Raw genomic sequence first — 26614 nt, forward strand, 5'->3', positions numbered from 1 at the left:
TCGATGGCGAAGTGGTCATCTATGTGACGGGAATGTCCGGCTGCAGAAACCGGCGCGCCTGACGTTGCGTGCGCGCCACCGGCGGGGTCAGAACCCGGTCAGCGCCACCGTCGTGTGCTGGACCCGCGGCGGGCTCGCGAAGTAGGGGCCGACTTCGGCACGCCAGGTCTGGAAGTCGGCAGACTCGCGAAAGTGCACCATGTGGTCGTCAACCGTGTCCCACGTCACCACCAGAAAGTAGTGGTCAGGATGTTCCACGGACCGCTGCAGCTGCATGCCCTGGCAGCCCTTGGCGCGCTGGAACAGCGGGGCGCAGCGCTGCACGCCTGCTTCGAAGTCGGCGTGGGTGCCGGGACGGATGTCGATCTGGGCGATTTCGTAGACCATGGGAATTCCTGGAAGCGTCAATGTTCGGGCTTGATGCCGGCGTCGTGCATCATCTTGCCGTAGGCCGCGTACTGGGCGCGCGTGGCGCGGGCCAGGTAGTCGGGCGTCGAGCCGCCGGGTTTCAGGCCAAGGGCTTCGAGCTTGCCGCGCACCTCGGGATCCTGCAAGGCTTTGATGATCTCGGCATGCAGGCGCGCGCGGATGTCGGCGGGCGTGCCGGCCGGCACCATCATCGCGAACCACGAACTGAACTCGAAGCCGCGCAGGCCCGATTCCGAAATGGTGGGGGTGTCGGGGTACTGCGCCATGCGGCCCGGCGTGGCAACACCCAGCAGCTTGAGCTTGCCGGAACGGATCATCGGCGCGACGGTGGCAATGCCCTGGAAGCCGACCTGCACGTCGCCGCCGGCCACGCCCAGGGCGGCCTGCGTGGCGCCCTTGTAGGTCACGTGTTCGATCTGGATGTGGGCGTCGGCCGCGAACAGCGCCATGGCCACATGCTGCGGACTGCCGATCCCGCCGGTGCCGTAGTAGATGCGCTTGGGGTTGGCCTTCGCGACCTTGATGAAATCGGCCGCGGTGTCGAAAGGCGCGTTGGGCGCCGTGACCAGGCCCCATTCGATCGTCGCCACCAGGGATATGGGTTCGAAGTCCTTCATGATGTCCCAGTTCAGGGACGCCTGAAGGTGGGGCACCATGGTCATGAGGCCGTCGTGGAAGGCGCCGATGGTGTAGCCATCGGGAGGCGACTTGGCGACACGTTCAGCGCCAATGACACCCGCCGCGCCGGGCAGGTTTTCGATGATGATCGCCTGTCCCATATTGGTCGACATCTTTTGCGCCATGATGCGGGCGGCGTTATCGACGGAACTGGCCACCGCAAGGGGCACGACCATACGGATCGGCCGGTTCGGGTAATCCGGCTCGGCACGTGCGCTCAAGGCGGCGCAAGCCAACAGCAAACCCGTCATCAGCGGGGTCCAGCAACGCATGGGTACTCCTGTCCGTGCACGGCAGAGCGCCGCACCGGAGCATGGTACGCATGGTTGGAAGCGGGGCCGCCCCAAACCGGTGCCTGCCGGGCTAGGGAATGCCCCTAGACCCGCGGGCTTTGTACAATGCGGATCGGGTCGCCGGCCTTGCGCCATCCCCATCCTGGTTCCATCGTTCCCCCTTTTTTCCTTGGCCGCGGCTCGCGCGGCAGGCAGGACCTCATGTCATCGACCGATCGTGTCATCCCCAAGACCCTGACCATTGCAGGCGTCGACCCGTCCGGCGGCGCCGGCGTGCTGGCCGACGTCAAGGCCATGAGCGCGCTGGGCGCCTACGCCTGCGGGGTCATCGCCGCCTTGACGGCGCAGAGCACGACAGGCGTGACGGGAGTGTTGCCGATCGAGCCGGCCTTCGTGGCGCAGCAGATCGACACGCTGTTTGCCGACGTGAAGATCGACGCGGTCAAGATCGGCATGCTTGGCCGCAGCAATGTGATCGAGACCGTGGCCGACCGCCTGCGTCACTGGAATCCTGCGCACATCGTGCTGGACCCGGTCATGATCGCCAAGAGCGGCGATGCCTTGCTGGAAAAATCGGCCATTGGCGCCATGCGCGAAGCGCTGATTCCTGGCGTGACCATGCTGACGCCCAACTTGCCCGAAGCCGGCGTGCTGCTGGACCAACGCCCCGTCGAGACGGTCAAGGAAATGCGCCGCGTGGCCGAGCGCCTGCGGGAGGCGATGAATCACAACGGACACCGCTGGGTCTTCCTGAAGGGTGGCCACCTGCCCGGCAACATGGCCATCGACCTGCTGCATGACGGCGACCAGATGATCGAGATGGCGTCGCCCCGCATCGAAACGAAGAACACGCACGGTACGGGCTGCACGCTGTCGGCGGCGCTCGCGGCCTTGCTGCCGCAGACGAACGATGTACCCGACGCCGCCCGCCGCGCCAAGGCCTACCTGACCGAAGCGATCCGCCAGGCCGACATCCTGCACGTGGGGGAGGGGCACGGACCGGTGCATCACTTCCATGCCATGTGGAAGCCCGCCGAACGCTGACCCTTTATAGACGCGGGCTGGCGCTTGTCCGGCTTGCGTCCGCGTGATCCACACCACTCGCCACCCCACAAAAACTTCAGGAGAAACCATGCGCAGCGTCTGTTTCCGTCAAGGCAACGAAATCAGGTTCGGTCTTCGACAGGGCGATCAAGTTGACGAGATCAACGATCCGTCCATTGCTTCGGTCGGCGATTTGTTGAGCGCGCTCATGGAAGGGCGGCGCCCGTCGACCGGGGCCGTGCATGTCTTTGAAGAGCTGGACCTGCTGCCCCCCGTGCCGCGGCCCGGCAAGATCCTGTGCATCGGCTTGAACTATGTCGACCATGCGAAGGAGAGCGGCCACGCGGTGCCCGACTACCCGGCCGTGTTCATGCGTGGCCCGTCGTCATTGACCGGCCACAACCACCCGCTGCTGCGCCCGGTGTGCTCGGACCGCTTCGACTACGAAGCCGAGCTGGCGATCGTGATCGGCCGCAGCGTGCATGCCATCAGCGAGCAGGACGCGCTGAATTATGTGGCGGGTTATGCCTGCTTCAACGACGGGTCGCTGCGCGACTATCAGATGAAGTCGGGCCAATGGACCATGGGCAAGAATTTCGACCAGACGGGCGGCTTTGGTCCGGACCTGGTGACGCCGGATGAATTGCCCGAGGGCGCCGCGGGCCTGCGCGTGGTGACACGCCTGAACGGCCAGGTGCTGCAGGACGGGAACACGTCCAACATGATTTTCAGCGTGGCCAAGATCTTCGAGATCCTGTCGGAAGTGATGACGCTGGAACCCGGCGATGTGATCATTACAGGCACGCCGGCGGGTGTCGGCTTCGCACGCACCCCGCCGATTTTCATGCAGGCGGGGGATGTGTGCGAAATCGAGATCGAGCAGATCGGAACGCTGCGCAACGCTATCGTGGATGCAGCGTTTTAATGGAAGTCGACTGATCGGGTCTGCAGCCAGAACGACAATGGCCGCCAGGTTGAACTGGCGGCCATTGTTTTTGGCGCAGCGGTTGCGGGACGATTAACGCGGATTCAACGCCGCATCGACTTTCCCGATGAAGTCCAGTTCCTTGGTGCGCGGTGCGTTGGTCACGCTCAATGGCGTGTCCAGCACGTACACCGGTTCGGTCGCCACGTCGTAGCGCGGCCAGTTGGTGATGGTGCCGCCGTTGGGATTGCCGGTCTTCACGAAGCGGATCCACGCGTCTTTCATCGTGTTGGACAGCGTGCGATCGTCCTGGTTGTAAGGCGCGGCGTTCAGCACGGCATCACCCCGCACGTAGGCCAGTTCCGCGCCATGCAGGGGGTCTTCCCCCGTGCCACCGGCGCGGCGCTTGAACCAGTAGCGATACACCGGCACCCCTGCCGTGGTCATGGCGCGAGCGATGCCGCGCGTTCCAAACACGAACTGGTTGTCGCTGAAGCTGTCGGCCACGGCGCGGGGAACGGCGGCATCGGTGGCGGCCGGATACACCGTCAAGGCCTCGGCGCCGAAGTTGGCAAAGATCGTTGGGTCACGCAGATAAGCCGCATACTGGGCCAGCCTCTTGACCGGGTAGTTCAGCGTGAACGACGTGCCTTCGTCGGTGTTGTAGCCAACCAGGGTCGGCACGGCCTTGAAGGTGCCGCGCTCGAAGGTGGGCCGTTCTTCCGCGGGCAGTACGACCTTGTCGAGTGTGGGGCCGATCACCCGCGGCTCGGCCAGGGCCCGAATGGCAGTGCCCGAACCGGTATTGCGGATGACCGGCAATTGATCGGCGGGCAAGGCGCGCAAGGCGTCGATGCTGGCGCCGACGGCCAGGCCATCCTGCTCGGCCTGGGGCAGCGTCTTCCAGTGCCGGAAAGCGCCGGGGCTGTCGAGAATGACCTGGTCATACAGGCCCGCGGCTTTCGGGCTGACCATCAGCGCGGTAATGGCGCTGGCGCCCGATGACTGTCCCCACACCGTGATCTTGCTGGGGTCGCCGCCGAAGTTCTGGATGTTGTCGCGCACCCACTTCAACGATGCGGCAATGTCCAGCAGGCCATAGTTGCCGGACGTCTTGTCGGGCGACTCGCTGCTCAAGGCAGGATGCGCCATGAAGCCCAGGGTGCTTACCCGGTAGTTCATCGACACCACCACGACGCCTGCTTGCGTCAGTGCGTCGGCATCGATGTTGCCGTTGCCGCCATGGAAGCTGCCGCCGTACACCCACACCAGCACCGGGCGTTTTTCGTTGGCTTGCAGCGCGGCCTGGGTGGTCCAGACGTTCAGGGTCAGGCAGTCTTCGCTCTGCAGCGTCGTGCCGCCTTGAATGCAGGCGGGGCCAAAGGCCGTCGCGTTGCGCGCCGTGGTCCAGGCGGGCGCGGGTTGAGGCGCTTTCCAACGCAGGTTGCCGACGGGGGGCGCGGCGTACGGGATGCCCTTGAAAGTCGTGATGTCGCCGACGGTGCCGGTGACCGGGCCGGACGCCGTGCGCACGGTCGAGATCGGCGCCTGGGGGGTGGGGGTGTCATCGGAATCGCTGCCGCCGCATGCGGTGACCAGCAGGGTGACGGCGATGGCGGAGCCGGCGGCGGCCAGGCGTTTGCTGCCGGTGCGCACCGGCGTCATTGAGGTGGAATCAGACATGATCTTTGAGCACTCCGTCGACAAGCTTCAGGAAATCGGTGCTGGACACGCCGGCCTTGTTGACCGGGGTATCGCCCAGATTGCGCGCCACCGCGAATTCGTCGCTAACGGAACGGCGGTGCACGATGACGGTGTTGATCGCCGGCAGCACCAGAATGAACTGGCCATAGTTGCCATTCGCAAGGAAGGCGTTGCGCCAGTCGGCGCCGGTGCGCGTGGCGGTGGGGATCCACCACAGATAGCCATAGCCGTTATCCGCTTCGCCGGCAATGTCGCTGCGTGGCACGAGCAGCTGCGTGCTTTGCGCGACCCAGTCCGCGGGCACCAGTTGTTTGTCGTTCCAGCGGCCGCCGTTGGCCATCAGCACACCCAGACGCGCCATGTCGCGGCCCGACAGGAAGAAGTGATAGGCCAGATAACGCGAGACGTTGGTCTTGAAGCCCAGCATGCGCTGCCGGCTGGCGTCGTAGTCTTCGAAGCCGAGCGGGTCGGCCAGATCAGTCTTGAAGGCGTCAAAGATCGTGCGGCCGGTCAGCTTTTCGAAGATGAAGCCGACGACGTTGAAGTCCCAGTTGTTGTAGATGAACTTGGTGCCGGGTGTGACGGTGCCGCGTTCCGGAATGCCGGCCGCGCTGCCGGGGCTGCCGGCCGGGTGGTAGACGCCTGACCGCGCGGTCAGCAGGTCGCGGACCTTGGCGGTCTTTTCGATCGGGAGCAGGCCGGCGTTGTCATCGATGCCCAGCGACCCCAGGGTCGCGTCGAGGTTGATCGTGCCATTGGCCACGTACTTGCCATAGAGCATCGACACGATGCTTTTGCGTGCGGACGCGAGATAGGCCACGTCGTCGATATTGCCGTACGAATAGGCGATCTTGCCGTTTCGGACGATCATGGCCGATGTGGTTTCGAGCGGGTACAGCGCGGTCTCGAATGCCTTGACGGATGCGGATGAGAAGCCCGCGTCTTCGGGCTTGGCATAACGTTCCCACGTGGTGCCGGGAAGATTGCTGGGCGCAGTGGCGGCTTCGGCATCGCTGCCCCCACAGCCGGCCAGCGGCAAGGTCATTCCCAACGGTACAGCCATAGTGAGCGCGCGCAGGACTGCGCGCCGTTGCTGATGAACGGATTCCAAGGTCCCCTCCTGTCGTGTGTCCGACGTGTTTTGGTGTCGTGCGCGCATGCGGTAGTGCATGCGCGGCCGCATCGTTCAGGGGCGGTGCGCCCGCTGCATGGATGCATCAAGGCAGGAAGATACGCCTGGGAAACTGTTCCATCCATTGCATATCAAGGATCGTTTGATGCACCCTGTGCATCAATACCCAGAACGGCTGATTTGTTGACCCTGTCAACCAGACGGTTGTTTTACGCAACTATTTGATTTGAAAGCGCAAATTTGCTCGGCGGCGGACGTGACAAGGCCGGCGTGACGCCGGCCTTCTGGTCCATTGAAACACGATGGACGGGGGATCGTAACGGACAGCGGGTCCCTGCGTGACCACCGCGGGGACCCAGGTCCTTACGCCGACTTCAACGGCGCGATCATGCCGCCCGTTGGGGAACTGGGCGCCGCGCTGTACAGCTTCTTGGGCATCCGCCCCGCCAGAAACGCTTCCCGTCCGGCCTCGACACCCTTTTTCATGGCGGACGCCATCAGCACCGGGTCTTGCGCCACGGCAATCGCGGTGTTCATCAGCACGGCGTCGCAGCCCAGCTCCATGGCAATCGCCGCATCCGATGCCGTGCCCACGCCCGCATCCACGATCACCGGGACGCGCGCCTGGTCAATGATCAGCTTCAGGTTCCAGGGGTTCAGAATCCCCATGCCCGACCCGATCAACGACGCCAGCGGCATGACGGCCACGACACCGATGTCTTCCAGCATGCGCGCCTGGATGGGATCGTCCGTGCAATAGACCATGACCTTGAACCCGTCCTTGACCAGCGTTTCGGCCGCCTTCAGGGTCTCAGGCATGTTCGGAAACAGCGTATGGCTGTCACCCAGCACTTCCAGCTTGACCAGGTCGTGCCCGTCCAGCAGTTCCCGCGCCAGGCGCAGCGTGCGGACGGCGTCTTCGGCGTTGTAGCAACCCGCCGTGTTGGGCAGCAGGGTGAATTCACTTGGCGGCAGGTATTCCAGCAGGCTGGGTTCGCCCGCGTTCTGTCCGATATTGGTCCGGCGAATCGCCACCGTAATGATCTGCGCGCCACTGGCCTGAATCGCCGCGCGCGTCTGCGCGAAATCCTTGTACTTGCCTGTTCCGACCAACAACCGCGAGCTATACGACTTGCCCGCAATAACCAGCGCATCTGACATAAGAAATCCCGAATGAATGATTGAACGGTCGCAGCCCGAAAGGCTGCGCCCAAAAAATTGGCGGCGAGTGATGCCCCGGCGTGGCCTGCGTGATGCGCCCGGAGGCAGCTTGCTGTCGGCTTGCCATCAGCTCGTCATCAGCTGGCCATCATGCTTCCCTGGGGCCAGTGTACAACCCGCCAAAAACGTTATCCCGACAACCCGGTTCAAACATGAACATGCTCAAACCGCGCGATACACCTCTGCGCCCTGGCGAAGGAACTCCACCGATTTTTCCCGCATGCCCCGCGTCACGGCGTCGGCTTCCGACGCGCCGATATCCGCCGCGTAGGCCCGCACTTCCTGCGTGATCTTCATCGAGCAGAAATGCGGTCCGCACATCGAGCAGAAGTGCGCCGCCTTCATGGACTGCTTCGGCAGCGTCTCGTCGTGGAAGTCCTTGGCCGTTTCCGGGTCCAGCCCCAGGTTGAATTGGTCTTCCCACCGGAATTCGAACCGCGCCTTGGACAAGGCGTTGTCCCGGATCTGTGCGCCCGGATGCCCCTTGGCCAGGTCCGCCGCGTGCGCCGCGATCTTGTAGGTGATGATGCCGTCCTTCACGTCCTTCTTGTTCGGCAGCCCCAGGTGTTCCTTGGGCGTCACGTAGCACAGCATTGCCGTGCCGTACCACCCGATCATGGCCGCGCCGATGCCCGAGGTGATGTGGTCGTAGCCCGGCGCAATATCCGTCGTAAGTGGCCCGAGCGTGTAGAACGGCGCTTCGTCACACTGCTCCAGCTGCAGGTCCATGTTCTCCTTGATCAGGTGCATCGGCACATGCCCCGGCCCTTCGATCATCACCTGCACGTCGTGCTTCCACGCCACCTTGGTCAGCTCGCCCAGGGTCTTCAGCTCCGCCAGCTGCGCCGCGTCGTTCGCGTCATAGATCGAACCTGGACGCAAGCCATCGCCCAACGAAAAGCTGACGTCATAGCGCTTCATGATGTCGCAGATGTCTTCGAAATGCGTGTACAGGAAACTTTCGCGGTGATGCGCCAGGCACCACTTGGCCATGATCGATCCGCCGCGCGACACGATGCCCGTCATGCGCGACGCCGTCATCGGCACAAAGGGCAGGCGCACCCCGGCGTGAATCGTGAAGTAGTCCACGCCTTGCTCGGCCTGCTCGATCAGCGTGTCGCGAAAAATCTCCCAGGTCAGTGCCTCGGCTTTGCCATCGACTTTCTCCAGCGCCTGGTACAGGGGCACGGTGCCGATCGGCACCGGCGAGTTGCGCAGGATCCATTCGCGGGTTTCATGGATGTGCTTGCCGGTGGACAGGTCCATGACCGTGTCGCCGCCCCAGCGGATCGCCCACGTCATCTTCTCGACCTCTTCGGAGATGGACGAGGTGACCGCCGAGTTGCCGATGTTGGCGTTGATCTTGACCAGGAAGTTGCGGCCGATCGCCATCGGCTCGATCTCGGGGTGGTTGATGTTGGCGGGCAGGATCGCGCGGCCGCGGGCAATCTCGTCCCGCACGAATTCCGGCGTGATCACCGCCGGAATCGATGCGCCGAACGACTGCCCCGGGTGCTGCCTTCCCAGCAGCGCCACCATCCGTTCACCTTGCGGACCCGAGGTGGCCAGTGACGCGAGGTACTGCTCGCGCCGCAGGTTCTCGCGTATGGCGACGAACTCCATTTCGGGTGTGATCATGCCGCGCCGTGCGTAGTGCATCTGCGTGACGTTGGCGCCAGCCCGCGCGCGGCGGGGCGCGCGGGTCAGGTTGAAGCGCAAGTCGGCCAGCGACGCATCCGCCAGCCGAGCCTGGCCGTAATCGCTGGTCGGACCGTCCAGGGTCTCGGTATCGCCACGCTCTTCGATCCATGCCGCGCGCATGGCGGGCAGGCCGGACCGGATGTCGATGCGCGCGTCAGGATCGGTGTAGGGCCCGCTGCAGTCGTAGACCGTCAGCGGCGGATTGGTTTCCCCGCCGAACGACGTGTCCGTGAGCGACTGCGTGATCTCGCGAAAGGGTACGCGCAGGTCGGGCCGCGAGCCTTGTTCGTAGATCTTGCGGGAGCGGGGCAGCGGCTGGATGGCCAGGTGATCGACCTGGGCGGTCGATGCCAGAAATCGCGGCGTGTCGCGTGTGGTGGGTGTGTTCATGGAAGCTCCAGAAAAAGTTTTCGGAGCCGAACCAAGGAAGGAATTTTCCGGGAGGATATGGCCGATCGTGGCGCCGGGATCACCGGTGGAATCGGACATGGAAGGCAGCGTGGGCCGACACTCGAGCCCAGGGCGGGCCCGCCGGAAAACGCTCCCTGCATCGGCATTATCCGTACAGGTGCTAAGGGACTTTCTCACCCCGGCGGATGTGGCCTGTGGCCGCGTCCGCGCGTGGACCCCTGCGTCTCGAGGCGCCAGTATAGGCCGGAAGGCAGGCTCCCGGTCAACCGGCCGTCTGCGATAATGCCGGCTGCTTTGTTCCGCTACGAGGTCGCCCATGTCCCGTCTTTTGGCCTGCGTGCCGCACGCGCCCCGCATTGCTGTGCTTGCGGCCGCCATGCTGTCCCTGTGTGCGGCAGGGTCCGCCCTGGCCGATGGGCCCGCTGACCGCATCAAGCCGGTGGCCGCGGCATCGCGCGCAAAGAAGCCCGCCAAGGACACCGAGGCCACGTCGGCCCCCGCGCCTGCGCCCACCGGCCGCTTCGTGGTGCGGACCACGGCCGGCGTGGGTGACATGCCGGTCTATGCATGGCCCGCGCAGGCCGTTGACGCCCTCAACCATACCGGCATTCCCTCGACGGCCACCCGGGCCGTGATCGTGGTACACGGCATCCGCCGCAACGCCGCCGAAGAACTGGCCGACGTGCAGCGCGCACTGGGCAAGGACCGCGACAACGTGATCCTGATCGCGCCCCGTTTTTCTGAATCGGCCGACCTGTCTTCCGGAGGGGCAAGCGACCGGGTATTGACCTGGCGCAAAGGCAACTGGTCCGATGGCGAAGCCGCCGCCGGGCCCGCCGCGATCAGTTCGTTCGACGTGCTGGATGAGATGTTGATGGCCCTGTCCGACCGGAACCAGTTCCCGGCCTTGCGGCAGATCGTGGTAGCGGGCTTTTCGGCGGGCGGGCAACTGGTGCAACGCTACGCCGCCGTGGGGTCGGTGTTTGCCGCGGTCGAACGCACGGGGGTGACGCTGCGCTGGGTCGTGGGCGACCCCGGGTCGCTGCTGTATTTCGACGATATTCGGCCCACCGCACGCGGCGGCTTCGCCCCCTTCCGCGCGTCGGTGTGCCCCGGCTTTAACCAGTGGAAGTACGGCTTCGAACTGGCGCCAGCCTACGCGGCCAACCGCAACGTGCAATGGCTGGCGTCGGACTATGCGCAGCGCGACGTGGTGTACCTGCTGGGCGGCAACGACACCAACGCACTGCATCCTGCCCTGGACAAGAGCTGCGAAGGCGAAGCGCAGGGCGTGCACCGCTACGCGCGGCTGCGCAACTTTATCGGCTACATGAAGGCCCGCGAGCCGCAACGCCTGGCGCACCGCTGGGGCGTGGCCCCCGGCGCCGGCCACAGCGCCGGTCAGGTCTACAACTCGGCCTGCGGCAAGGCCGCGCTGTTCGATGCGCCCGGTTGCACATTGAATGCCGCGAGTGGCGCGTTGCCGGCAATGATTCCTTAGGCTGTCCGGGCGGAAAGGGAAACTAAAAGGGCTGCACGTGCAGCCCTTTTTCCATGCAGACAGCGTGTTTATTTGGCCGTGTTCGCGTTCGGGAAGAACAGCTGCTGGCCATTGATCTTGTACGCCGCAACCGTCTCTTGCCCTGCCGGCGAAATGACCCAGTCGACAAACTTTTGAGCTTCGGCCACCTTGGTCTGCGGGTGCTTGGCCGGGTTGACGACTATGGTGCCGTATTGATTGAACAGGCGCGTGTCGCCTTCGACCAGCACGGTCAGGTCGCCGCGGTTCTTGAAGCTGAGCCACGTGCCGCGGTCGGCCAGGACGTAGCCGCCGCTGGACGAAGCCATGTTCAGGGCAGGGCCCATGCCGCAGCCGCAGGCCTTGTAGCCGGTGCCTTTGTTGTCGATGCCGGCCTGCTTCCAGTAGCGCTGCTCGGCGGCATCGGTGCCGCTTTTGTCGCCGCGCGACACGAAGTCGGCATTGGCCGCGGCGACGTTCTTCAAAGCGGCGACGATGTCCTTGCCTTTGACCTTGGCGGGGTCGGATGCGGGGCCGACCAGCACAAAGTCGTTGTACATGACCGGGTAGCGTTTGACGCCATAGCCTTCGGCAACGAACTTTTCTTCGGCGGCCTGATCGTGCACGAAGAGCACGTCGGCGTCGCCGCGGCGGCCCATGTCCAGCGCCTGGCCGGTGCCTACCGCAACCACCTTGATGTCGATGCCCGACGCCTGCTTGAAGGCGGGCAGCAGGTGGCTGAACAGACCGGACTGTTCGGTGGACGTGGTGGATGCCATGACGATGGTGGACTGCGCCTGCGCGGCGGTCGTTGCGATCAACAACAGTGCGGGCAGGGCCCACGTGATGGCGCGCGAGACGGATGGGGCGACCTTCATATTCTTTCTCCTTTGACGAACAGATGCGCTTCTTCGGGCAAGGTCCCGTTGAAGAACTGATCCACGGGCAGGTCCGCCAGCAGGCGGCCATGCTCGAGGTAGATGACACGGCTGGCCAGGCGTTTGACCTGGCCAAGGTTGTGGCTGCTGAACACCATGGTCAGCGCGCGGCCATCGGCCGGACAGGAGAACTCCTGCATCAGCGCTTCGACTTCGCGTTTGGCATGGGGGTCGAGGTTGGCGGTGGGTTCGTCCAGCAGGAGCACGTCGGGGCGCATGGCCCAGGTCTGCGCAAGGGCCACGCGTTGCTGTTGTCCGCCCGACAGGGCGCGCGCGGACCGCAATGCAAGGTCTTCCATTTCGACACGCTGCAGCGCGCGCTGCGCCAGCGGCCGTGCATCACGCCAGCGTGTGCCGCGCAGCCACAGGCCAAGGGCGACGTTGTTCAGCACAGTGGTGCGCAGCAGGTAAGGGCGTTGGAAGACGAGGGCCTGGCGGTCGCGCGCGATACGTTCGACCGTGCCGCCGCTGGCGGGCAACAAGCCGTGCAGCAGGCGCAGCAGCGTGCTCTTGCCGCTGCCGTTGGCGCCGACCAGCGCGACGCGTTCGCCGGCGTCGATGCGCAGGCTGATGGCGGTCAGGGCGGCCACCGATCCGTAGCGGACGTTGACGTTATCGAGGCGAAACAGGCTCATGATGTGATCGCGCCCTGTGAGGGGCGGGGGCCTCCGGAGCCAGGAGATCCACGATCGGCGCCACCGCCCGCACCACTCCCAAGGCCGCCGCCGTAGCCCCCTGCGATGCGCCATCGCGCCGTTCCCGCCACCGCCTGAGCACCGACACCAGCGTGTTCAGCAGCAGCACCACCGCAAGCAGGATCAACCCCAGCGCAAGCGCGAGCGGCAGATCACCCTTGCTGGTTTCCAGCGCAATTGCGGTGGTCATCACCCGCGTATACCCTTCGATGTTGCCGCCCACGATCATGACGGCGCCGACTTCGGACACCGCGCGGCCGAACGCCGTGATCACGATGGTGAGCAACGCGAATCGTTCGTCCCAGGCCAGCAGCAGGCTGCGCAGGAAGGTGCCCGCCCCCAGGGCCTGCAACTGTTCGCCATGGCTGCGTTCGGCATCTTCGACACCTTGCCGCGCCAGGGCCATGACCACCGGCAGCACCAGTACTGTCTGCGCCAGCACCATGGCCTTGAATGAGAACAGCCATCCCAGAAAACCCAGCGGGCCGGATCGCGACAGCAGCAGATACAGCAGCAGTCCGACAACAACGGACGGCAGCGCAAGCGAGGTATTGAGAAGGGTGAGAACGATCCCGCGGCCGCGAAAGCGTGCGACGCCCAACCAGGCGCCCAGCGCCAGGCCGATGACACAGGCGATCGCACAGGCGGATCCACTGACAGCCAGCGATCGCAATACGATCGCGATCAGGACGGGATCGAACGCGAGAATCAGGTGGAGCGCTGTGAGCGCACTGTCGGAAATGCTATGCATGCTGGTAAGAAAACTGCAGGCGCAAGGGTAGCCCGCGCCTGCGCGAAAGACGATATGAAGCCGTGTGCATAGGCCGCAGGCGGCGAGGACGGACCGCACAGGTTGCGTGGGGACCGCGGGCATTGCAAAGGCATCGCAGGCGTCACCGGACGTTCGGCCTGACAGCGGCCGGGCCCGGCCTCTGAAAGTCCGCTTTGAGGCATACTGCCGGCGTGCATCAAGTCGAACTTTCCTACTCATTTGGCGTATCCCGCGCGTCGGCCGCCATCCGCAATCCGCTGATGGATCTGCTCCAGGCCATCCGGGCCCACGGGTCCATTTCGGCCGCGGCCAAAGGCATGGGCCTGTCGTACCGGCACGTCTGGGGCGAACTCAAGAAGTGGGAACAGACGCTGGGCCACACCCTGGTGGTGTGGGAGAAGGGTCACCCGGCGCGCCTGAGCGAGTTTGGCGACAAACTGCTGTGGGCCGAACGCCAGGCGCAGGCCCGGCTGGCGCCGCAGATCGATGCCTTGCAGGCCGAACTGGAGCGCACCTTTGCCGTGGCGTTTGACGACGCCGCGCACGTGGTCAGCTTTACCGCCAGCCACGACGACGCGCTGAACCGCCTGCGTGACCATGCCGTGGTCAGCGACAAGCTGCATCTGGACATCCGGTTTACGGGAAGCGTGGACGCCATCGGCGCCCTGAACGAAGGCCGCTGCGAAATGGCGGGCTTTCATACCACCCTGGCGCCTGCCACCGGATCCTTGTCCGAGCGCACCTACAAGCCGCTGCTGCAGCCTGGTCAGCACAAGCTGATCGGCTTTGCGCGGCGCACGCAGGGGCTTATGGTGGCGCGGGGCAATCCGCGTCAGCTCTTGACCCTGCATGACCTGACCCGGCCCGGCGTGCGTTTCGTGAACCGGCCGAAGGGGACGGGTACCCGGCTGCTGCTGGATGAGCTGCTGGCGGATGAAGGCATCGGGCCCGGGGATATCGTGGGCTACGAGCAGACGGAGCCGTCGCACGCGGCAGTGGCCCACGCCGTGGCGTCAGGTGCCGCGGACGCCGCGTTGGGCATCCAGCTGGCCGCGCACGCGCAGGGCCTGGATTTTGTGCCTTTACGCCAGGAAAACTACTTCCTGGTCTGCCTCAAGTCCACCCTGGACCTGCCGGCCACCCAGGCGCTGCTGGGCGTGCTGCGCAGCGAGGCGTGGCAGCAACAACTGGCGCGAATGCCCGGCTACGAGCCGTCCCATACCGGCGAAGTGCTGGCGATGAACCGGGTGCTGTCGTGGTGGGACTTCCCCAATAAAAAAGCGCCCCGACCGCAGGCGCTTTCCGACGAGGCATGAAGGCGCGGCGCAAGCCGGCCTTCCTTTCCGCATCTACTTCTTGGACGGTTCCGCCGAATTGCGGGTCGACGGTTCCTTGACGGTAGCCGGCTGGCTCGACTGCGCGGCCGGGGCGGTGTCGCCACCCGACGTCTTGCTGCCTGCGTCCGTCTCGCGCGTGTTGTGCGGGCTGGCGGCGGGCGTGGCCGGCGAATGCGCACCGGCGGCTTCCAGGGGACGCTGATCCAGGTCGGTATTTACGTATTTGAATTCACCCGGATCCGAGCAGGGCGGCGTGGCCACCACCGGGCCGACCGGCTTGCCGGCGGCCTGGGCGCTGGCCCGGTAGGCTGCTGCCACCTTGTCTTGCGATTGGCACAGCTGATAGCCGTCGACCTTGGCCTGCCAGGCTTGTCGGGCGGCGGTTTCGGCGCTCTTGGCCTTGACCTCGGGCGTGGGGGCCGGCAGCTTGGCCATGACAGGCGTGGCCGCCACGAGCAGCGCAACGAATAGCGATTTTTTCATAGTCGTGGATCTCGTTCAGGCACGGGCCGGACGGGTCGGGGTCTTGGCCACCGACGGGTCAGGCGTGCGTTGCGCAGGAATCTTCCCTGCCTTGATGTCGTCGTACCAGAGTTCGTGGTGTTCGCGGGCCCAGGTCTCGTCCACATAGCCGGTCTTCATGGCGCGGTACGCGCCGTTCATGCCGAAGGTGCCAAGGTAGATGTGGCCCATGATCATGCACATCATCAGGATGGTCGCCACGGCATGGACCAGGTGGGCGATCTGCATGTTCCCGCGGGTGTATTCGCCCACTGGCAGCAGGTGGTCAAGGAACAGGCCCGACAGCGACACGAACACGCCAAGGAACAGCACGCCGCCCCAGAACACCAGCTTTTCACCGGCGTTGAAACGGCCGGCGGGAACGTGCTGGCCCGTGAACAGGCCGCCGCCCTTGCGGATCCAGATCCAGTCGGACTTGTCCGGGAAATTGTCGCGCACGAACGCAAAGAACATCACGATCAGCGATACGACGAAGGCCGGGCCGACGAAGTTGTGGATGGTCTTGAGCACCCACGTGATGGGGCCGAAGATCTGGCCGCCCATGATGGGCAGGGCAAAGAACTTGCCGAAGGCCATCACGATGCCGGAAATCGCCAGAATGCAGAAGGCGATCGCGTTGACCCAGTGACATGCGCGTTCGAAATAGGTGAAACGTTCGATCAGGCGGCCCGTGGGCTTGCCGTGGACCTTGATGGGACCCTTGGCGAAGTAGAACAGCAGGATCGCCACCAGCACGATCAGCATCAGCGCGCCGCCGTACGGAATCAGCCAGTTGTTGCGGGTCTGACGCCATGCTTCGCCCGCGGTCGTGAACATGGACCCCGGATACTGCGTGAACTTCTGGATCAGGATGCCGGCTTCGGGCGCCTGGCTGTGCGGCAGGCTGGAATATCCCGGCTTGCCGGAATTGACTTCGCGCCAGATGGGCGCGTTGTTACCTGGCTGGACGCGGCCGCGCTGCGCATTGTTCTGTTCGGTGTAGCCGGGATCCGCACTGGCATCGGGCTTCACTTCAAAGATGTTGGTGCTCTGGATGCCGCCCAGGCTGCCCGCGCCGGTGGTCGGGGCGCCGGTCGGCGATGCCGTGGTGGGCATATTCGCGGCGGGCGCCGCCGTGGGATTGGCCGTGGAGCCGGGCTGCGCGTCGCGGGCAGTAGGGGCCTGCAGCGGCGCCGAGGTAGGCGCCGGGGTGCTTGCAGGCGCGATCGCGGCCGGAGCCGTGGCAGGGGCCGCGGACGGATCCGCGGTCTGCGCGCCCGCGGGCGACAGCAGCGCCGCGCCCAGGAGCAGTGTTGCGAAGGATGACCGTATCATGCCGCTCTCCGGTCAGTGGGCCGTCTTGTTGTACTCGTTCTGACCTTGCTGGGCCCGAACCTTCAATTCCTGCTCCCAGCTGTTGCGGTCACCCGGCGTCCAGCCCGGCTGCACGAACTTGCTGCCGGTGCCCTTGTAGGCCTGCTGGTAGTTCGCGTTGGAATGCAGTTCCTGTTTGTGTTCGGTGCAGCCGGCCAGCGCAAGCGCGGCCAGCGACACGATCATGGCGTGCTTGATCATGGCTTGGTTCCCGGTGCGGCAGCGGCGGGCGCGGCGGCGCCGGCCTGTTGCTGCGGTTGCGACGGCTGGCCGGCCTGGCGCGAGCCGTAGGCGGTGCCCCAGCCCCAGACTTCGGCGCCCTTGCCACGCGCGACCACGCGGGTACGGAAGATGTCGGCCACGACGTCGCCGTCACCGGCCAGCAGCGCCTTGGTCGAGCACATTTCGGCGCAGGCGGGCAGCTTGCCTTCGGCCAGACGGTTGCGGCCGTACTTTTCGAATTCGGCTTCGCTGCCGTGCGCTTCCGGGCCACCGGCGCAGAAGGTGCACTTGTCCATCTTGCCGCGGACACCGAAGGTGCCTTGCGACGGGAACTGCGGCGCGCCGAACGGACAGGCGTACGAACAGTAGCCGCAGCCGATGCAGACGTCCTTGTCGTGCAGCACGACGCCTTCGTCGGTGCGGTAGAAGCAGTTGACGGGGCAGACGGCCATGCAGGGCGCGTCGCTGCAGTGCATACAGGCCACCGAGATGGACTTTTCACCCGGGATGCCGTCGTTCAGGGTAACGACCCGGCGGCGGTTCACGCCCCAGGGGACTTCGTGTTCGTTCTTGCATGCCGTGACACAGGCGTTGCACTCGATGCAACGCTCCGCGTCACAGACAAATTTCATTCTGGCCATGATGCCGTTCCTTAAGCTTTTTCGATGTTGCAGATCGTGGTCTTGGTTTCCTGCATCATCGTCACGCTGTCATAGCCGTACGTTGTGCCCGTGTTCACTGCCTCGCCGCGCACGATAGGCGCCGCGCCCTTCGGGTAATGGTCCAGCATGTCCTTGCCTTGCCAGTGACCCGAGAAATGGAAAGGCATGAACGCCGTATCCGGACCGACCCGCTCCGTCACCATCGCCTGCACATTCATGCGCGCGCCCGTTGGTGTGGTCACCCACACCCGCGAACCATTGCGGATGTCGCGCGCCGCCGCGGCCTTCGGGTTGATCTCGACGAACATTTCCTGCTGGAGTTCGGCCAGCCAGGGGTTCGAGCGCGTCTCTTCGCCGCCACCTTCGTATTCGACCAGCCGGCCGGACGTCAGGATGATCGGGAATTTCTCGTACAGCTTGTCGTCGATGTTCTTCTGCTGCACCGACTTGTACAGCGTGGGCAGGCGCCAGAAGGTCTTGAAGTCGTCGTGCGACGGGTACTTCGCGACCAGGTCGGGGCGGATGCCGTACAGCGGTTCGCGGTGCTGCGGGATGGGGTCCGGGAAGTTCCAGACCACGGCGCGCGCCTTGGCGTTGCCAAACGGGTGCACGTTATGGTTCTTGACCGCCACGCGGATGATGCCGCCCGACAGGTCGGTCTTCCAGTTCTTGCCTTCGGCCTGCACCTTTTCTTCGGCCGTCAGTTCATCCCACCAGCCCAGCTTTTTCATGAGCAGGTGATCGAATTCCGGATAGCCGGTGGTGATGTCCGAATCCTTCGAATGCGACCCGTCTTCGGCCAGCAGGCTGACGCCGTTGCGTTCGACGCCGAAGTTGGCGCGGAACGTGCCGCCCCCGTCCATGACGGTCTTGGAGTTGTCGTACAGGTTGGGCGTGCCCGGATGCTTGAATTCCGGGGTGCCCAGGCACGGCCAGGGCAGGCCGTAATAGTCGCCGGTCAGGTCGTAACCGGTTTCCTTGTCGATGCCGCCCTTGGACTTCAGGGTTGTGACGTCGAACAGGTGCTGGTTGCGCATGTGCGCCTTCAGGCGTTCCGGGCTCTGGCCCGTATAGCCGATCGACCAGCACGAGCGGTTGATCTCGCGCAGGATGTCTTCGATCACGGGCTCGTCCATGCCCTTGACCTTCTGCATCTTGTACGGCTTGACCAGTTCATTGGCAAAGCCCAGCTTTTGCGCGAGCTGGTACATGATCATGTGGTCGGTACGGCTTTCCCACAGCGGCTCGATGACCTTCTCGCGCCATTGCAGCGAGCGGTTTGATGCCGTGCACGACCCGCTGGTCTCGAACTGGGTCGCGGCCGGCAGCAGGTACACGGCGCGGTTCGGATTCAGGTCTTCGGCCTTGCCCGGCATGGCGGCCATGGCGGCGGTAGCCGACGGGTACGGGTCGATGACGACCAGCATGTCCAGCTTGTCCATCGCGCGCTTCATTTCCAGACCGCGGGTCTGCGAGTTGGGCGCGTGACCCCAGAAGATGACCGAACGCAGGTTCGAATCCTGGTCGATGAGCGCGTTGTCTTCCAGCACGCCGTCGATCCAGCGCGACACGGTCATGCCGGACTTGGTCATCATCGCGGGCGACGAATAGCGGCCCTTGATCCATTCGTAGTCGACATCCCAGACCTTGGCAAAGTGCTTCCACGAGCCTTCGGCCAGGCCGTAGTAGCCGGGCAGCGAGTCGGGATTCGGGCCGACGTCGGTCGCGCCCTGCACGTTGTCGTGGCCGCGGAAAATGTTGGTGCCACCACCGGACTTGCCGATGTTGCCCAGCACCAGCTGCAAGATACAGGACGCGCGGACCATGGCGTTGCCGATGGTGTGCTGGGTCTGGCCCATGCACCATACCAGCGTGCCTGGACGGTTTTCGTACAGGGTGCGTGCCAGGCGGGCGATGGTTTCTTCGTTGACGCCGCAGGCTTCCTCGACCTTCTCGGGCGTCCACTTGGCCAGCACGTCGGCCTTGACCTGGTCCATGCCATACACGCGCGCCTTCAGGTAGGCCTCGTCTTCCCAGCCGTTCTTGAAGATGTGATACAGCACGCCGAACAGGAAGGCGATGTCGGAGCCCGACCGGATGCGGATGTGTTCGTCGGCCTTGGCCGCCGTGCGCGTAAAGCGGGGATCTACCACGATCACCTTGCAGCCCGCTTCCTTGGCATGCAGCAGGTGCAGCATGGACACCGGGTGGGCTTCGGCGGCGTTCGATCCGATATACAGGGCCGATTTGGCCTTCTGCATGTCGTTGAACGAATTGGTCATGGCACCGTAGCCCCACGTGTTGGCCACGCCGGCCACGGTGGTGGAGTGGCAGATACGCGCCTGGTGGTCGCAGTTGTTGCTGCCCCAGAAGCTCATCCACTTGCGCAGCAGATAGGACTGTTCGTTGCTGTGCTTGGACGAGCCGACGACGTATACCGAGTCGGGACCGCTTTCCTTGCGCAGCTGCAGCAGGCGGGCCGAAATTTCTTCAAGCGCCGTATCCCAGCTGATGCGCTCGTACTTGCCGTTGACGAGCTTCATGGGGTAACGCAGGCGGTGTTCGCCGTGGCCGTGTTCACGCAGCGACGCGCCCTTGGCGCAATGCGCACCCATGTTGATAGGCGAATCGAACACGGCTTCCTGCCGGACCCAGACGCCGTTTTCAACGACGGCGTCGACCGAACAGCCGACCGAACAGTGCGAACAGACCGTGCGCTTGACGGTGACCGGCGTATTGCCGATGCCGACCTTGGCGCCATCTGCCGCGGTAGCCTTGCGCACCAGGGTCAGCTGGGCGGCTGCGAGGCCCGCGCCGACACCGACACCCGACCGGCGCAGGAAGGTGCGGCGGTCCATGGTGGGCAGTGCCTGGGAGACGCCCCGGCGCAGGCTTTGTACGAATGAGGATGCGGCGGCGCCGTGATCGGCACCACCGGTTTTCTTGGTCAGCAACATGCCGCGCTCCGGATTAAACGAGGGTGGTCTTGTAGTAGCGCTTCACGTGTTCACTGACGTGATAGCCACCGCCGGCGCTTGGGCGCGGGCGGGGTGGCGGCCGTTGCGGTGGCAACAGGCTTGACCTGCGGCATGACGACGGCGCCCGCCGCCACGGCGCCCGTGGAAGCCGCCGCGATGAAGAAACCCCGGCGGGACAGACGAGATGGGTTTTGTTCGCTCAAGGCGGTCTCCTGGAAATCTGACAGATATGAAGCAATTTGCATACTGTACCCGTGACGCACGCTCAGCGGCAAATCGCCCATGTAGCGATTTCCCCTGGCGTAGCGATGGTGCGACGCGAAAAATGTCGCATGCTTTCGATTATCGAAAGCGTGCTGTGAAACTTACGCGAGGATGTCGAAACCTTGCGATTCGACACTCATGAAGGCGTGCGTGAATGCCGCCAATGCCGCGTAGAAGCTGGCGCGAGGGTGGTTGGACAAGGCCGCGCACAGCGGATCGATCCACGGCTGCAGGTGGTCGCCAAAGAACTGGCGCTGGTGCGTCAGATTGGCCACGGCCACGTCGTCGCCCGCAATCAGGTAACGCATCACCTCGCATTCGTAAGCGATGTGATCTTCGGTGTCGGGCATCTGTTCGTCCCGGCCCAGGCCGAGTTCGGCCAGATCGTGGCGCAGCTTGATAAGTGGCTTTTCGTTCAGGAAGCCGCTCAGGTAGTGCGAGCCATACAGGTAGACCTCGGGCTTGCCGATGCCGCCGAACAGCGTGTCGTATTCGGCATGGATCTGCGCATCGGTCAGCGCGCGCGCCGATGCCACCAGGGCCTGCCAGGAGCTTTCCAGGTAGGCGCCCGCAGTGGGAGCATCGGTGGGCGCTTCGCGCAGTTGCGCGAGCAGGTCGGTGGCGGGCGGGGCATAGTACAGCTGCGCAAGCAGGCCATACACGTCGGCACGGGCGGTTTCTTCGTCCATCTGGGACGACGAAATGGCGTCCAGGGATACGGAAGCGCTGCTCATAGTTCGGTGATCTTCGATTCGTTCTGGGCGGTGTACAGGTCGACGACACGGCAATCGCCGCACATCTTCAGGCGTTCCAGCGCGGCGCCCTGGAACATGGCATGGCCACTGAGCTTGCCCAGCATGGCTTCGATCGCCTTGACCGTGCCGAAAGGCTTGCTGCAGCGAATGCACTGGTAGGGCTGCACTTCATTCAGCACCCGCGACGCCTTGCGTTCCGGCGTCAGCAGCAGCCGCGGCACCAGCGTGATGGCATCTTCGGGGCAGGTGGTCGCGCACAGGCCGCATTGCACGCAGTTCTTTTCAATGAAGCGCAGTTGCGGGCGTTCGGCGTTGTCGCCCAGCGCGCTGGACGGACAGGCGTTCACGCAGCTCAGACACAGCGTGCAGGCGTCCTTGTTCACGTGGAGTGTGCCGAACGGCGAGCCCGCGCCGGGAATGCCGGCCGGCAGCGCAATGGCTTCGGGCAAGGCGTCGGCCGCCGGCGCATGCTGGATCAGGTGGTCGATCGCCATGTCCAACGTGCTGCGCTTTTCTTTCGCCACGGCAAAGCGTGCGGGCTGACGCGGCGTGGCGGCCCGCTGGGGGCCGCCGATGGCAGCGCCACCGATTGCAGGGCGGCGTCGAGCGCGGCAGGGCTGTCGGCGCGGATCAGACGCAGGTGCGTGCCGGTGTAGCCCAGGCCGGTCAGAATGGCTTGCGCAATGTCCATTTGCGCCTGCAGGCCGTCAAGGTACTGCGGCGCTTCTTCGTGTGTCGTCAACACGGCAACCTGCGTTGCGCCAAACGCAATCGCGCTGAGCCACAGGTCGATCCCGGTGCTGGCGGTATGCCACAGGCCGGCCGGGATCACATTGGCCGGAACGCCATGCGCCTGCTTCAATTGCGCGGCGCGGCCCAATTTGTCCACCAGTTCCCGGCCGGCTTCCTGGCTGTGCAGCAACAACACCGCGTCCTTGCCGCCTGCCTTGGCATAAGCCGACAGCAGGGTGCGGAAATTCAGGCCCTGTTCCGACGGGCGGGGCGTGGTGTAGGTCAGCGCGCCCGTGGGGCACGCGGTCGTACAGGCGCCGCAGCCCACACACAGATTGGGGTTCACCTCAATACGCTGGCGGTGTTTGTCACTGCGGATGGCCAGCGCTGAGCAGATGCGGATACAGGCATCGCAGCCGACCACTTCGTTGCGGCTGTGCGCGCACAGCGACTGCTTGTAATCAAAGAATTTGGGCTTGTCGAACTCGCCCACCATGTCGCGCAGCTTCAGGAGCGTGGGCAGGCTGACGCCATCCCAGCGGAAGTAGCCTTGCGGCGGTGCATGTTGCGCAAAGGCTGGCTCGGCACGCAGGTCCAGCACCAGGTCGAAAGCTTCTGCATCGGTCACGACCGGGCGCTGGAAGTCGATCGCGCCAGCCACCGTACAGGCGTTGACACAGGCCTGCTGCGTGGCGCGGTCCAGCGTTGCCCACTTGGCCATGTCGACCTGGTAATCGAGGCCGATCGTACCTTCCGGACAGGCGGTCAGACAGGCGTTGCAGCGGGTGCACAGGTCCAGGTCGATCGGGTTGTCGCGGGCCCAGGTCAGCTCGAACGCGCCCAGCCAGCCGGTCAGGCTGTGGATCGTGCCGCCCAGCACCGGATAGCGGCGTTCCTGCGATGCCCCGGTCACGCCGGCGCCCTGCGTGAAGATCGTCACATTGAGCACGTCGCTGACCATATCGGCCGCGCGTTCCGCCTGGTCCATCGGGCCGATGATCAACAGGCGGCCCGCGCTCTTGTACGTGACGGTGGAAACAGGTTCGGGTTCGGGCAATCGCGCGGCGGCCAGCAACGCGGCGATCTTGGGCATGGCCTGCGACGCATCGCGGCTCCAGCCGCCGGTTTCGCGGATGTTGACGAAACGAATCGGCGACACCGCACCTTCGGTAGCCGCGCCCAGTTCCGCAAACAGGCGCTTTTCCTGCGTACAAGCCACCACCACGTCGTCACCCGACTGGATCGCCTGCTGGTAGGCGCCCGCGTCCCGCCGGCACAGGGTCGAGTGCAGCGTGAGCGGTTCGTTGAGGGCGTTGCCCAACGCAGTCGCGTCGAGGGGCATCGTCCGATTGCAATCGCAGATCAGTGTGGACATGGAAACGCTTTCTGTCGCCGGTTCAGGAGTTGCCGGACTGGGATGAATCAGGAGTGGCGCCGTCGTCGGCGCGTGACACGTCCGGCCGGGGCGCCGAGGCTAGCACGTCGGCAGGCGCTCGCGGAGCGGCTGTTGCAACGTGGAGACGGTTGTCGAGCCGCGCGGCCGGCTCGGTGGGCGCTTCAGGGGGCACTGGGTTCGACACCGGCTCGTCAGCGACGGTTCCCGGCGTCGATGCCAAGGTGTCGGCCAGCGCCGCATGGGCTTGCCGGGCTTCAGGCACGGTTGCCTGCGCCGGGGTGTCCGCCGTGGCCGTTGGTACTGTGGTCGTTGGTGCCGTGTCCGTTGGTGCCGTGACCGCCGCGGGCGTCGTTGCCGCGTCTGCCGCGGCCAGTTGCGCGGCTGCCTGGTCGGCCGCGACGGCCTTGGCTTCGTCGTCGTCGGTGAACAGGTTGAGCACGCGCGCGCTGGCCATCTTGCGCAGCATGGACTTGGGCATGATCTCGGGCGACGAGTAATCGTCGATGTAGATATCCAGTCCGTCCATGATGTTGTAGTGCGGGTCCGAGAACAGTTTTTTCATGGCGGCGTTCTTGACCTCGGGCGCGACGCCCTTGGCCATGAAGACGCTGTAGTCGGAGTCGGCCGTGAGCCTGGCGACGTCGGCCAGGGTTGGCAGGGCAGGGGCGTCGGAAGAGGCCGAGGCAGGCGAGGCATAACTATCGCCTGCGGCCGCATCCATTCCGGTCGCTGCGGGCGGGGCCTGGGTGCCAGCTGCAGCCGCAGCAGTCTGGGTCTCAGCCGCACTCAAAGCCCCAGCCGCGGTCCTAGCCGCAGTTCTGGCCTCAACGGTCTGCGTCCCGACCGTGCGCCCAGCCACCTCGCCGATCGTAGCAGCAGCGGTCTGCGTCGTAGGGCTGGCCGTAGTCGTCTGCGCCCTAGCCGTCGATGCCTCAGGTTCCGCCGCGTCCGCAGCTGCCCTTGCGGCGTCTTGCGCTGCCTTTTCCGCTGCTTCGACCTGCCGTGCCTCGACCTTGCGCCGCGACCAGCGGCCCAGGAACGTTCGTGACGTATCGTCCACGCCTAGCCCTCGCCTCCACCGCCGCCGAACTTTTTGGTGGTGGTGACGGATACCGGATTGCCGAAGCGGTCCTGCAGCGATTCGAAGCTGACCGGACGACGGCGCTTCTTCTTTTCGATCACGTAATTGGCGTCGACGAATTCGCGCAGCCAGTGGCTGATCTGCGGCGGCGCGGGTATCAGTTCGACCGTTTCCTGCGCATCGAGCAGGCGTCCCGCATGGTAATAGCTCAGGGTCACGACTTCAGGCCGCGCAATGGGTTCGTCGGCCAGCGTGGCCGCTTCTTCCATGCGCCACATCACGAACCAGCAAGGCTGGTCGGTGCTGGCGTTCAGGTAATAGCCTTCCGCGTCGTCCCGATACAGGCCTACGGTAAAGCCAGGAAACAGCCAGCGTTCCTGCTGCGCGTCGGCCACCAGCACGCGCGGCTCGGTCCCAAAGCCGGGTTCGTTCATCACCACGTCTTCAAGCACCCAGCGCCACGTCTGCCACCGGCTCATGGGGCCCGTCACCCGTTCGCGGCGCATCACGACCGCGACGGCGATGGCGGGCGCGGCCTCGGGTGCCTGACCCGTGGCAGGCAAGGACGCGGCCGCGCCGCCCGGGGGCAGGGCAGCAGGCGTCGCGGCAGGGGGCGTCACATCGCCCGACGTCACATCATCCATGACAGGCCACTCGCAGGGTGTCGCAGCAACGCATCGCGTCAGGTGTTCGCGCTGACGGTAATGGTCGGGAACTTGGACGAGAAGTCGCGGTTCTTGCCGGCGATCGCCACGGCCACCTTGCGGGCGATGTCCTTGTACATCACGGCCACCTCGCCATCGGGGTCCGCCACGACCGTGGGCTGGCCGTTGTCGGCCTGCAGGCGGATGTTGATGTCGAGCGGCAGGCCGCCCAGGTAGTCCATCTGATATTCGGCCGCCATGTTCTTGCCGCCGTTCTCGCCAAAGATATGTTCGACGTGGCCGCAGTTGCTGCACACATGCACGGCCATGTTTTCGACGATGCCCAGGATAGGCACGGCCACCTTCTCGAACATCTTGATGCCCTTCTTGGCATCCAGCAGCGCGATGTCCTGCGGCGTGGTCACAATGACGGCGCCCGTCATGGGCACGCGCTGGCTCAGCGTGAGCTGGATGTCCCCGTGCCGGGGGGCATGTCGATGATCAGGTAATCCAGGTCGCGCCAGTTTGTCTGGCGCAGCAGCTGTTCCAACGCCTGCACGGCCATCGGACCGCGCCACACCATGGCTTCATCCTGGCCGACCAGAAAGCCGATCGACATGACCTGCACGCCGTAGTTTTCCAGCGGTTCCATGGTCTTGCCATCATCGCTGACCGGACGGGCGTCGATGCCCATCATCAGCGGCTGGCTGGGTCCGTAGATATCGGCGTCGAGCAGGCCGACGCTGGCGCCTTCGGCTGCCAGTGCCAGGGCCAGGTTGACGGCCGTCGTGCTCTTGCCGACGCCGCCCTTGCCCGAGGCCACGGCCACGATATTCTTGACGCCCGGCATGAGCGCCACGCCGCGCTGCACCGCATGCGGCACGACCACGGTGCGCAGGTTCACCGACACGTTTTCGACGCCCGGCACCCCCTTGGCGGCGGCAATCAGCGCGCGGCGCAGGGCCGGGATCTGGCTTTTGGCCGGATAGCCGAGTTCGATGTCGAAAGACACATCGCCCCCCGTCACCTCGAGGTGCTTGACGGACCGGGTGGACACGAAGTCTTTGCCGGTATTGGGATCGATGACGGCCTGCAGGGCCTGAAGTACGGAGTCGTTGGCGACCATGGGGAGGTTCGTGAAGAAAATAAAAACTGCTGGCGAAAAATGCCGGGCTGGAGTAGCCAGATGAGCGTTTCATCATATCA

Annotated in this window: 22 protein-coding genes, 2 pseudogenes and 1 riboswitch; of the genes and pseudogenes, 4 read left to right on the forward strand and 20 right to left on the reverse strand. The window is 64.9% G+C overall.

Features of this window, described 5'->3' with window-relative positions; genetic code table 11:
* Nucleotides 1-87 precede the first annotated feature (87 nt).
* The gene (locus tag ACNANG_RS17050) at nt 88-387 is read right to left on the reverse strand and encodes an antibiotic biosynthesis monooxygenase family protein (RefSeq protein ID WP_420223984.1); all 300 of its coding nucleotides are present in this window, start codon (nt 385-387) and stop codon (nt 88-90) included.
* 17 nt (nt 388-404) lie between these two features.
* Complete coding sequence (locus tag ACNANG_RS17055; protein ID WP_420223985.1) at nt 405-1379, reverse strand: Bug family tripartite tricarboxylate transporter substrate binding protein; 975 nt, start codon at nt 1377-1379, stop codon at nt 405-407.
* 222 nt (nt 1380-1601) lie between these two features.
* Here ACNANG_RS17055 and thiD point away from each other — a divergent pair, with 222 nt between their 5' ends.
* Together thiD and ACNANG_RS17065 are read left to right on the forward strand one after the other, a co-directional pair.
* Nucleotides 1602-2444 carry a bifunctional hydroxymethylpyrimidine kinase/phosphomethylpyrimidine kinase gene (thiD, locus tag ACNANG_RS17060; protein ID WP_420223986.1) on the forward strand — a complete coding sequence of 281 codons (843 nt, stop codon included), beginning with the start codon at nt 1602-1604 and terminating at the stop codon, nt 2442-2444.
* An 88-nt stretch (nt 2445-2532) separates the two neighbouring features.
* The gene (locus ACNANG_RS17065) at nt 2533-3369 is read left to right on the forward strand and encodes a fumarylacetoacetate hydrolase family protein (protein WP_420223987.1); all 837 of its coding nucleotides are present in this window, start codon (nt 2533-2535) and stop codon (nt 3367-3369) included.
* A gap of 93 nt (nt 3370-3462) precedes the next feature.
* Here the strand turns inward: ACNANG_RS17065 and ACNANG_RS17070 are convergent, their stop codons facing one another.
* The 4 genes from ACNANG_RS17070 to thiC form a co-directional block, all read right to left on the reverse strand.
* Complete coding sequence (locus tag ACNANG_RS17070; RefSeq protein WP_420223988.1) at nt 3463-5052, reverse strand: carboxylesterase/lipase family protein; 1590 nt, start codon at nt 5050-5052, stop codon at nt 3463-3465.
* Nucleotides 5045-6184, reverse strand: a complete 1140-nt coding sequence (locus ACNANG_RS17075; RefSeq protein ID WP_420223989.1) for a serine hydrolase domain-containing protein — start codon at nt 6182-6184, stop codon at nt 5045-5047. The genes ACNANG_RS17070 and ACNANG_RS17075 overlap by 8 nt, the downstream gene beginning before the upstream one ends.
* Nucleotides 6185-6568: 384 nt before the next feature.
* Nucleotides 6569-7366, reverse strand: coding sequence for a thiazole synthase (locus ACNANG_RS17080; protein WP_189612614.1), 798 nt, complete (start codon nt 7364-7366; stop codon nt 6569-6571).
* A 222-nt stretch (nt 7367-7588) separates the two neighbouring features.
* Entirely contained in the window at nt 7589-9517 is a 1929-nt protein-coding gene (gene thiC / locus ACNANG_RS17085; protein ID WP_420223990.1) for a phosphomethylpyrimidine synthase ThiC, read from the reverse strand.
* Nucleotides 9518-9652: 135 nt separating this feature from the next.
* Nucleotides 9653-9768, reverse strand: a riboswitch (TPP riboswitch).
* Nucleotides 9769-9854: 86 nt separating this feature from the next.
* Between thiC and ACNANG_RS17090 the strand changes: the two genes are divergently transcribed.
* Complete coding sequence (locus ACNANG_RS17090; RefSeq protein ID WP_420223991.1) at nt 9855-11039, forward strand: alpha/beta hydrolase; 1185 nt, start codon at nt 9855-9857, stop codon at nt 11037-11039.
* Nucleotides 11040-11107: 68 nt separating this feature from the next.
* On the opposite strand, the gene ACNANG_RS17095 is transcribed toward ACNANG_RS17090, so the two are convergent.
* The 3 genes from ACNANG_RS17095 to ACNANG_RS17105 are packed head-to-tail and all read right to left on the reverse strand — an operon-like array spanning nt 11108 to nt 13441.
* A complete protein-coding gene (locus ACNANG_RS17095; RefSeq protein WP_420223992.1) occupies nt 11108-11935 on the reverse strand; it encodes an extracellular solute-binding protein in 828 nt (275 codons plus the stop codon).
* The gene (locus ACNANG_RS17100) at nt 11932-12633 is read right to left on the reverse strand and encodes an ATP-binding cassette domain-containing protein (RefSeq protein WP_420227573.1); all 702 of its coding nucleotides are present in this window, start codon (nt 12631-12633) and stop codon (nt 11932-11934) included. Before ACNANG_RS17100 ends, ACNANG_RS17095 begins: the two co-directional genes overlap by 4 nt.
* The gene (locus ACNANG_RS17105) at nt 12608-13441 is read right to left on the reverse strand and encodes an ABC transporter permease (RefSeq protein WP_420223993.1); all 834 of its coding nucleotides are present in this window, start codon (nt 13439-13441) and stop codon (nt 12608-12610) included. Before ACNANG_RS17105 ends, ACNANG_RS17100 begins: the two co-directional genes overlap by 26 nt.
* Nucleotides 13442-13653: 212 nt before the next feature.
* Between ACNANG_RS17105 and ACNANG_RS17110 the strand changes: the two genes are divergently transcribed.
* Nucleotides 13654-14778 carry a substrate-binding domain-containing protein gene (locus ACNANG_RS17110; protein WP_420223994.1) on the forward strand — a complete coding sequence of 375 codons (1125 nt, stop codon included), beginning with the start codon at nt 13654-13656 and terminating at the stop codon, nt 14776-14778.
* A 33-nt stretch (nt 14779-14811) separates the two neighbouring features.
* Here the strand turns inward: ACNANG_RS17110 and ACNANG_RS17115 are convergent, their stop codons facing one another.
* From ACNANG_RS17115 to apbC, 11 genes and pseudogenes are all read right to left on the reverse strand, one after another.
* Entirely contained in the window at nt 14812-15282 is a 471-nt protein-coding gene (locus ACNANG_RS17115) for a hypothetical protein (protein WP_420223995.1), read from the reverse strand.
* Nucleotides 15283-15297: 15 nt separating this feature from the next.
* Nucleotides 15298-16635 carry a formate dehydrogenase subunit gamma gene (locus tag ACNANG_RS17120; RefSeq protein WP_420223996.1) on the reverse strand — a complete coding sequence of 446 codons (1338 nt, stop codon included), beginning with the start codon at nt 16633-16635 and terminating at the stop codon, nt 15298-15300.
* A gap of 12 nt (nt 16636-16647) precedes the next feature.
* Nucleotides 16648-16875 (reverse strand): hypothetical protein, encoded by a 228-nt coding sequence (locus tag ACNANG_RS17125; RefSeq protein WP_420223997.1) that lies wholly within the window; start codon nt 16873-16875, stop codon nt 16648-16650.
* A complete protein-coding gene (gene fdh3B / locus ACNANG_RS17130) occupies nt 16872-17537 on the reverse strand; it encodes a formate dehydrogenase FDH3 subunit beta (protein WP_420223998.1) in 666 nt (221 codons plus the stop codon). Before fdh3B ends, ACNANG_RS17125 begins: the two co-directional genes overlap by 4 nt.
* Nucleotides 17538-17548: 11 nt before the next feature.
* Nucleotides 17549-20515 (reverse strand): formate dehydrogenase subunit alpha, encoded by a 2967-nt coding sequence (locus ACNANG_RS17135; RefSeq protein ID WP_420223999.1) that lies wholly within the window; start codon nt 20513-20515, stop codon nt 17549-17551.
* Nucleotides 20516-20565: 50 nt separating this feature from the next.
* Nucleotides 20566-20739 (reverse strand): formate dehydrogenase, encoded by a 174-nt coding sequence (locus ACNANG_RS17140; protein WP_420224000.1) that lies wholly within the window; start codon nt 20737-20739, stop codon nt 20566-20568.
* 162 nt (nt 20740-20901) lie between these two features.
* Nucleotides 20902-21534 (reverse strand): TorD/DmsD family molecular chaperone, encoded by a 633-nt coding sequence (locus tag ACNANG_RS17145; RefSeq protein ID WP_420224001.1) that lies wholly within the window; start codon nt 21532-21534, stop codon nt 20902-20904.
* Nucleotides 21531-23662, reverse strand: a pseudogene (locus ACNANG_RS17150) (4Fe-4S binding protein). The gene ACNANG_RS17145 and the pseudogene ACNANG_RS17150 overlap by 4 nt, the downstream one beginning before the upstream one ends.
* Nucleotides 23663-23684: 22 nt before the next feature.
* Nucleotides 23685-24743 carry a DUF3306 domain-containing protein gene (locus ACNANG_RS17155; RefSeq protein WP_420224002.1) on the reverse strand — a complete coding sequence of 353 codons (1059 nt, stop codon included), beginning with the start codon at nt 24741-24743 and terminating at the stop codon, nt 23685-23687.
* Between the two features lie 2 nt (nt 24744-24745).
* Nucleotides 24746-25270: a DUF3305 domain-containing protein gene (locus ACNANG_RS17160; protein ID WP_420227574.1), complete on the reverse strand. Its 525-nt coding sequence runs from the start codon at nt 25268-25270 to the stop codon at nt 24746-24748.
* Between the two features lie 176 nt (nt 25271-25446).
* Nucleotides 25447-26534: pseudogene (gene apbC / locus ACNANG_RS17165) on the reverse strand (iron-sulfur cluster carrier protein ApbC).
* Between the last annotated feature and the right edge of the window lie 80 nt (nt 26535-26614).

Origin of the sequence: Pigmentiphaga litoralis (genome assembly GCF_048632615.1) — a bacterium.
Taxonomy (GTDB): Bacteria; Pseudomonadota; Gammaproteobacteria; order Burkholderiales; family Burkholderiaceae_B; genus Pigmentiphaga; species Pigmentiphaga litoralis_B.

Coding starts and splice junctions, on each gene's coding strand:
- ACNANG_RS17105 (WP_420223993.1), bottom strand. CDS start 13,441: ATGCATAGCATTTCCGACAGTGCGCTCACAGCGCTCCACCTGATTCTC.
- fdh3B (WP_420223998.1), bottom strand. CDS start 17,537: ATGGCCAGAATGAAATTTGTCTGTGACGCGGAGCGTTGCATCGAGTGC.
- ACNANG_RS17115 (WP_420223995.1), bottom strand. CDS start 15,282: ATGAAAAAATCGCTATTCGTTGCGCTGCTCGTGGCGGCCACGCCTGTC.
- ACNANG_RS17135 (WP_420223999.1), bottom strand. CDS start 20,515: ATGTTGCTGACCAAGAAAACCGGTGGTGCCGATCACGGCGCCGCCGCA.
- ACNANG_RS17055 (WP_420223985.1), bottom strand. CDS start 1,379: ATGCGTTGCTGGACCCCGCTGATGACGGGTTTGCTGTTGGCTTGCGCC.
- ACNANG_RS17125 (WP_420223997.1), bottom strand. CDS start 16,875: ATGATCAAGCACGCCATGATCGTGTCGCTGGCCGCGCTTGCGCTGGCC.
- thiC (WP_420223990.1), bottom strand. CDS start 9,517: ATGAACACACCCACCACACGCGACACGCCGCGATTTCTGGCATCGACC.
- ACNANG_RS17120 (WP_420223996.1), bottom strand. CDS start 16,635: ATGATACGGTCATCCTTCGCAACACTGCTCCTGGGCGCGGCGCTGCTG.
- ACNANG_RS17050 (WP_420223984.1), bottom strand. CDS start 387: ATGGTCTACGAAATCGCCCAGATCGACATCCGTCCCGGCACCCACGCC.
- ACNANG_RS17065 (WP_420223987.1), top strand. CDS start 2,533: ATGCGCAGCGTCTGTTTCCGTCAAGGCAACGAAATCAGGTTCGGTCTT.
- ACNANG_RS17145 (WP_420224001.1), bottom strand. CDS start 21,534: ATGAGCAGCGCTTCCGTATCCCTGGACGCCATTTCGTCGTCCCAGATG.
- ACNANG_RS17080 (WP_189612614.1), bottom strand. CDS start 7,366: ATGTCAGATGCGCTGGTTATTGCGGGCAAGTCGTATAGCTCGCGGTTG.
- ACNANG_RS17095 (WP_420223992.1), bottom strand. CDS start 11,935: ATGAAGGTCGCCCCATCCGTCTCGCGCGCCATCACGTGGGCCCTGCCC.
- ACNANG_RS17090 (WP_420223991.1), top strand. CDS start 9,855: ATGTCCCGTCTTTTGGCCTGCGTGCCGCACGCGCCCCGCATTGCTGTG.
- ACNANG_RS17160 (WP_420227574.1), bottom strand. CDS start 25,270: ATGCGCCGCGAACGGGTGACGGGCCCCATGAGCCGGTGGCAGACGTGG.
- ACNANG_RS17070 (WP_420223988.1), bottom strand. CDS start 5,052: ATGTCTGATTCCACCTCAATGACGCCGGTGCGCACCGGCAGCAAACGC.
- thiD (WP_420223986.1), top strand. CDS start 1,602: ATGTCATCGACCGATCGTGTCATCCCCAAGACCCTGACCATTGCAGGC.